The following is a 7,114-nucleotide window of genomic DNA, read 5'->3' on the forward strand; positions in this document are numbered from 1 at the left end:
GAGTGGGTTTATGACTGCATCAATGCGGCAGAAGTTTTATCTGACAACGCCAATGGCAAATTCCCGCTCTTGCACAGCTTGAACCGCCTGACCGAGCAAGGGCGCGATATGCGGGCAACGGTGAATGCGTTTTTCCTGAATACGGCTTTACAGGAAGAAATATCGCCATCCGTACGCACGGCGCTGATGAGGCGCAAGACGAAACTGACGTCTGTTTTACAGAAAGCGCAATCATGGCGGCAGATGCGGATTGTGCTGCCGATTGTGGCGATATTCGTCGCCATGTTTACAGCGGCAGCCGATGACGCTTTATCCGCCTATATCGAGGCGTATTATTCGTTGGCCCTCGTCTCCACCCTCACGCTGGCGCTCTTGTGTTTCTTGGTCAATGTCTGCCGAAGCATATTTTTCACATGGCTGCCGTCTCTCTACAAACTCTTCACGGCGACTTTTGTATTTAAAAAAGCGGCGATTGTGCGTGCTTTCGTATTGCCTGTCGTGATGACTGCCGTGTGCCTGACCCCGACCGGTTCGGTAATGTTCTTCCTGCTGACCGTACTCGCATGGATATATTCATGGTGTACCTTTTTCTCCTACATCAAAAGCGAACGGAGTATTGTCGGCGGCCTGACGGTCAATCTGTCATTGATTGCCATGTTTCCGATAATCAATGTGCTAAACAAACATTTGGAGCAAACGGCGGGCAACTCGGTATTGCTTATCCTGACGGCTTTGATGATATTGTTGTGGTTCAACGCCAATCTGTATCTACGGTCGTTCCATCCCCACCTGTCGAAAAAACAGGCGCAGTTCCTGCTGGTACCTTGTTCGCCCAACGCATCCTTCCCTATCAGAGCAGCCGCTTCATTCGCCTCCGCACTGGTTTGGATGCTGACGCTGCCGCAGCGATGCGCCGACTATACCGAACGGGATGATATTTGGACGCCTTTGGGTTTCGGCGTACTGGCATGTATGCTGACGCTTATCCTGCCGCTTGGCGGAAATCGGATGCTGTGGTTTTACCCGACCGCATTCGCACTCGGCTGGCTGGTGCTTGTTTTGAAACAAAATGCCTACCGCAGCCTGATGCGGGCATAAGCTAAAGGTCGTCTGAAAAGTTTTCAGACGACCTCAACTATACCGTACAACGCTGTTTTCATTTTTCTGCAACAGATTTATTCCATAAGGAATCCGCATGACTTTACCTGTTTTAGCCGTGACTTCGGGCGAACCTGCCGGCATCGGCCCCGATATCTGCTTGGATTTGGCGTTTGCCGATTTGCCGTGCCGCTGCATCGTGCTGGGCGACAAAAATCTGCTGCAAAGCCGTGCCGAACAATTAGGCAAAACCATCACCCTGCAAGATTTCGACCCGCAGGGCGGCAAGCCCGAACGCGGCATATTGGAAGTGTTGCACATTCCTTTAGCCGCGCCCTGCCAAGCGGGCAAACTCAATCCCGCCAATGCCGCCTACGTCCTCAAACTGCTGGACGCTGCCTATCAAGGCATTTCAGACGACCTCTTCGACGGCATGGTTACTGCGCCGCTGCACAAAGGCGTCATCAACGACGGACACGCCAGCGATCATTTCTTCAGCGGCCACACCGAATACCTCGCCGAAAAAAGCCAAACCGAACAAGTCGTCATGATGCTCGCAGGCGGCGGATTGCGGGTGGCGCTCGTCACTACCCACCTTCCGCTCAAAGATATCGCCGCCGCCATTACCCGCCCGCTGGTCGAATCCGTGACCCGCATCCTTCATGCCGACCTGCGCGACAAATTCGGCATCGCCCGCCCCCGCATCCTAGTGACCGGACTGAATCCGCACGCAGGCGAAAACGGCCATCTCGGCCATGAAGAAATCGACGTCATCATCCCCGCGCTCAAGCAGCTGCAAAGCGAAGGCATAGACGCACGCGGCCCCTATCCCGCCGATACGGTGTTCCAGCCCTTTTTACTCAAAGACGCCGATGCCGTTTTAGCGATGTATCACGACCAAGGGCTGCCCACGCTCAAATACGCGGGCTTCGGGCAAGGCGTCAATGTCACGCTCGGACTGCCCTTTATCCGCACTTCGGTCGATCACGGTACCGCCCTCGACCTTGCCGGAACGGGCAAAGCAGACTCAGGCAGCCTCATGACTGCCGTTGCCACCGCATTGGAAATGGCGCGCCATATCAACCTGCATTCCTGCAACCGGATTTCGTTTATCAAATAAGTTCTTGACGCCAAAGGTCGTCTGAAAACCAGCAACGCCAGCCGAAACGATATGCGGCTTACCTGACAAACGAATCCACAAACTCGGCGCAGTCCTCGCTGCTGCACCTTGTTTTTAAAGTCTTCAGATGTGCAAACAACTGCTGTTTCTCGCTGTCGCTCAGCTTATGCCCTTTGTCATCACGGACTTGGTTGTACTTAGGCGTATTTTTGGCATCAAAACCACGGTTGATAAAGAAAACCGTTTCCTTGCCTGCCGCGTTGCGCACGGTCAGCATCATGCTGCCGCCGTCTGCCGCGATGGCGCATTTATTTTCAACAATGGCGGTGTAGTCGGTGTACATGGCTGATCTCGGTTTGGCTTGGCTGTACGCCGCTTGACTCAATAAAACGGCGACAGCGATCGCAATAAAATGCTTCAACATCATTTGCTCCATTTGCGTTTTCAGAGTGCGCAGCCTGCCTGTGGTACGACCTCTTCCGATTTCCGACTTCTATGCCGCATCCGACGATTCTTCCTTTACCGCGTCCAGCAGCGGTATCAGCAGCTCTTCCACCAATCTTTGGAACAACGCTCCTTCTACCGGTTCGGTATCTTCGTTGCCGAACACTAAGGCGACTTCGGTATAGTCTTTTTGCCCTTTGCTGACTTTGTTGCCGTGGTATTCGGTGCGGGCTTTGTTCAAGGCATCTTCCCAGCTCTGTTTTTTGCCGTAGGCTTCGGCGGCGGCGAGGCTGGTTTTGGCGAAGAAAGGCAGCGGGCGCGTTTGTCCGAGGTTAAAGAATGCCAGCCATTTTTGCAGCATTTGTTGCGCGTGGCTGCCGGATATTTCGGGATAACTCGTTGTTTCTTCAGGCTGAACGATATGGGTTTGGCGGGTTTCGGTTTCAGACGGCCCTACCGCCGACCCTACTGCGCAAAAGATTAAATGTTCGAGCAGGAGGGCGATGCGTTGCGGTGCGTTGGGTTTGCGGTCGAGGTAGAACACTTGGCCGCATTGGTACAGGTTGCCGAGGCTGCCTTGCAGGGTTTGCCCGTCGAACGGAACTTCGTAAGCGAAAGGCGGCAGTTTGGGGCTTTGCAGCAATGCGCCGTCTATGCGTTTGGCTGCGGCTTGGAAATTCTGCTGCCACAATTTACCCAATTCACCGGCGGGCAACAGGCTTTCGGCGTCGAGGCGGACGGCGGTTTCTTGAAAGTCTTGGTTGTGGCGGCGGGCGTCGAGATAGGCGGCGGCGATTTTGTCGGCGCGTTGCGGCTCGAAGGGTTCGGCGGATTCCCATGCTTCGTCGCGATAGGGTTCGCGCCAGCCCAAGGTTTGTTGCAGCCATGCTTTGACGGGATTTTTCCAGAAGCGGATGAAGTCGTCCTGCCAGACGGTCGGGACGGGGGTGTTTTCTTCGAGGGCTTCGCTGAAAAACGGACGCACCTGTTCGCGCGGGCGGTTGAGGGCTTCGGCGTAGTCCTGCCGCGTGCTGAAGAGGTCGTCTGAAATTTTGTCTGCGATGAAATAGCGGTGTGAGAACGGTTGCAGGGGATGTTGTTCGACCCAGTGTTCCGCCAGCTCTTTACTGCGCCGTCCGGTCATGGCGGCGACGGTGTCGATGAGTTCGCTGACGAGGGCGGACGGGGCGAGTTCGTCGTCGTTGCGGATGCTGCGGCCGACGTAGGAGAGATAAAGGATGTTGCGCGCACTGATGATGGCTTCGAGGAAGAGGTAGCGGTCGTCGTCACGGCGGGCGCGGTCGCCTTTTTGCGGGTGTTTGGCAATCAGGTCGAATACGGCGGCTTTGGTGTTGCGCGGGAAATCGCCGTCGTTCAGCCCCAACAGGCAGATGACTTTAAACGGCAGGCTCCTCATCGGCACCATGCTGCAAAAGGTGATGCCGCCGCGCAGGAATCCTGCCTGACTTTCGCTGCCTAAGAAGCGGCGGATGTGGCGGATGACGGTGTGTTGCGGCAAAGTGCCGCTAAAGCCTGCCAACGCGGTTTCTTCCTGCCATTTTGCCAACGCCTGCTCGAACTGCTGCAAGGCGTATTGGTCGTCGGCGTCGGGCAGGAATAATGACTGCACCAAATCGCGGCAGCGTTCCGTCCATTCTTCCGCCGATGCGGGTTTGCGCCACTCGGCGGCAAGACGCGACAGTGTGCGGATGAAAGCTGCAAAGCGGCCGAACACATCGAGGCGGTTGACATCGCCGTGCCACGCGCTGACGTTTTGCCAGAGCGGGCTGCCGTCGTCGGGCAACATCCAACCCAATACGATGCGTTCCAACGCCTGCTGCCAGGTGAACAGATTGTCCGCCGCGCCGCGCATTGTTCCGTCCAAACCCCAATGCACGTTCAATTCGGCAATGGTGTCGTGCAGCAGCGGCAAATCGTCCGCCGTCAGCCCGAAACGGCGCAGCACCAAACCGCTTTCCAACAGCGGCAGCACTTTATCGACTTCAAACCGGCTTTCCAGCAAATCCAGCGTCTGCTCCAGCGCGTAAAGCAGCGGCTGGCGGCGGCTGAGTTTCACGTCCGACACCGAATACGGCAAAGCCTGCGCCCCACCCTGCGCCTGCCCGAATACCGCTTCGATAAACGGGCTGTACGGCTCGATGTTCGGCGTCAAAACGGCAATATCGTGCGGCTGCCAGTCGGGATGTTCGTGCAGAATCCGCAACAGCTTGTCCTTCAAAATCTGCAATTCGCGCAGGGGGCTGTGTGCCGACACGATACGGACGGAGCCGTCGTCCAGCAAATCCGTGCGGCTGTGTTCAGACGGCATCCGCAGATTTTGAATATCGTTTTGCAGGCAGTTCAGCAGCGTGTCGTCTGAAACCTCTTCAAACACAGGCTGCTCCTCCAAGCCGATTTCTGTCAGAAAATCAAAAAAATCACGCCCCTGCTTGCCCAGCGACGCCAAGAGCGGATGCCCCGTCTGCGACAAATCCGCATCGTCGCCGCCCTTCAAAAGCTGCGTCGCCTCAATCACATTGCCCCAATACTGGCCGCTCGGATTGAGCGCGAACACAAACACATCGCAATGTTCCGAAATTTTCTGCAAAAGCTGCAAATACATCGGCGCCATCGTCGAAATGCCGAACACGAAAAACCGCTCGGGCAGGTGCGCCTTATCCAAAGACGATAGCAGCTTTTCCCACAGCGCCACACGGTGCGGCGCGGATTGGTTGCCGTCGTCCAAATACCGCCAAAGCTGCGCCTGCCAGACCTCGTCCTCACCCAGCCCCAGAAGTTTGCCTTCTTGCCAGGCATCAATCCACTGCGGCCGGTACACCAGATACTGGTCGAAAATATCCGCCAACTGCCCCGCCAACTGATAATCCGCCGACTCGCCGCTGCCCAAATAGCTTTGCAAGACAGAGCGGACTTTTTCAAATTCAGAGGTCGTCTGAAAACGCTCGCTGCGGAACAAATCCAAAAGCCGCCAGCGCATCACCTCCGGCGAAAACGGACTGAGCGCGGGAATATCGGGAATCAGCTTCTGCATCAACTGCCACGTCAAACCCGCCGGCAGGCTGAATTGCAAATTCGCCGCCACCCCCAGTTCGCGCGCCAGATACACGCTCAAATAACGCCGCATCCCCTGACTCTGCACCACAATCTGTTCCGCCGCCAAAGCAGACTCAAGCGGCCTGACCCTTTGGATTCCGGCAAACAGGGCGGCTAGCGATTCAAGGCGGTTGGATTGGTAGAGGTAGAACATGGCGATTAAAAGCAAAAGGTTAAGAACGCAAGACAGATTATAAAGTCCCTTGATTTCTCTGCAAGCGCAACCATATAGCCGTCAACCCATCATTCAGAAAAACAGAGGAATTTATGCCGCAAACCGACATCAACCATGCTGATATCCGCACGCGTTTCATCTTTGACGATATGCCTGTGCGCGGTCTGCACGTCCGCCTTGAAAACGTGTGGGAACACATCGCCGGACAAAAACACTACCCTGCCGCCATCCGCCGGGCATTAGGCGAACTCCTCGCTGCAGGGGCGCTTCTCTCCAGCAACCTTAAAAACGAAGGCACGCTCATTGTCCAAGTACAAGGACAAGGTCGTCTGAAAATGCTTGTGGTCGAAGCCACATCAGACAACACCGTTCGCGCTACCGCCCGCTGGGATGAAACCGCCGACATCCGTGATGACGAAAGCCTGACCGACCTTTTGGGCAGCAACAGCGTTTTCGTACTCACGCATCAACCCAAAGATGCCGAACCTTGGCAAGGCGTTGTCCCGCTTGAAGGCGACAATATCGCCCAAATGCTCATGAACTATATCAAACGTTCCGAGCAACTCGATACCCACATCGTTCTCGCCGCTTCAGATCATGTCAGCGGAGGATTGCTGGTACAACGTCTGCCCGAAGAAGAACTGGACACCGAATCATGGGAACTCATCAGCACACTGACCCAAACGCTGACACCGAAAGAGCTAACTGCCCTAGACGCACAACACGTTCTCTATCGTCTCTATCATGAAACCCCGCCGCGGGTTTTCGATCCCGAAAGTATCGAATTTGCCTGCACCTGCTCACACGGCAAAGTCAGCGATATGTTGCTTATGTTAGGCGGAGAAGAAGTTGGCGGTATTGTTGCCGAACAAGGCAGTATCCAAATCGATTGCGACTTTTGCCACACTAAATACGTATTTGACGAAACGGACGTGAACGCGCTATTTGGCGGGGACGTAGTCGGCATAGTGCGCCGGCAAGGCAGTCGTTTCCAATAACGAGCCTTCTTACTGCGACACTAAGGCAGTATTGCAGCCCGCTACCTTTTCAGACGACCTTTCCACATATGTATCCTGATCTGACGGCCGAATGAAGCGGGACAGACATGGCAGCCTTACCCGCCCGACACGAAGGCCGTCCGACTCCGGACTGGATTCGGACGG

At 55.5% G+C, this 7,114-nt stretch carries 4 protein-coding genes and 1 pseudogene; 3 read left to right on the forward strand and 2 right to left on the reverse strand.

Annotated features, from left to right (window positions below):
- Together HMPREF1051_RS14935 and pdxA are read left to right on the forward strand one after the other, a co-directional pair.
- Positions 1-1,098: pseudogene (locus HMPREF1051_RS14935) on the forward strand (molecular chaperone DnaJ); the annotation flags it as partial.
- A 97-nt stretch (positions 1,099-1,195) separates the two neighbouring features.
- The gene (pdxA, locus tag HMPREF1051_RS11615; RefSeq protein WP_003768934.1) at positions 1,196-2,218 is read left to right on the forward strand and encodes a 4-hydroxythreonine-4-phosphate dehydrogenase PdxA; all 1,023 of its coding nucleotides are present in this window, start codon (positions 1,196-1,198) and stop codon (positions 2,216-2,218) included.
- A 58-nt stretch (positions 2,219-2,276) separates the two neighbouring features.
- On the opposite strand, the gene HMPREF1051_RS11620 is transcribed toward pdxA, so the two are convergent.
- The gene (locus tag HMPREF1051_RS11620) at positions 2,277-2,642 is read right to left on the reverse strand and encodes a hypothetical protein (RefSeq protein WP_196794323.1); all 366 of its coding nucleotides are present in this window, start codon (positions 2,640-2,642) and stop codon (positions 2,277-2,279) included.
- 69 nt (positions 2,643-2,711) lie between these two features.
- Positions 2,712-5,930 carry an exodeoxyribonuclease V subunit gamma gene (recC, locus tag HMPREF1051_RS11625; protein ID WP_036493184.1) on the reverse strand — a complete coding sequence of 1,073 codons (3,219 nt, stop codon included), beginning with the start codon at positions 5,928-5,930 and terminating at the stop codon, positions 2,712-2,714.
- A gap of 113 nt (positions 5,931-6,043) precedes the next feature.
- Between recC and hslO the strand changes: the two genes are divergently transcribed.
- Positions 6,044-6,949 carry an Hsp33 family molecular chaperone HslO gene (gene hslO / locus HMPREF1051_RS11630; protein WP_003768936.1) on the forward strand — a complete coding sequence of 302 codons (906 nt, stop codon included), beginning with the start codon at positions 6,044-6,046 and terminating at the stop codon, positions 6,947-6,949.
- Positions 6,950-7,114 lie beyond the last annotated feature (165 nt).

Origin of the sequence: Neisseria sicca VK64, assembly GCF_000260655.1 — a bacterium.
Classification (GTDB): Bacteria; Pseudomonadota; Gammaproteobacteria; order Burkholderiales; family Neisseriaceae; genus Neisseria; species Neisseria sicca_B.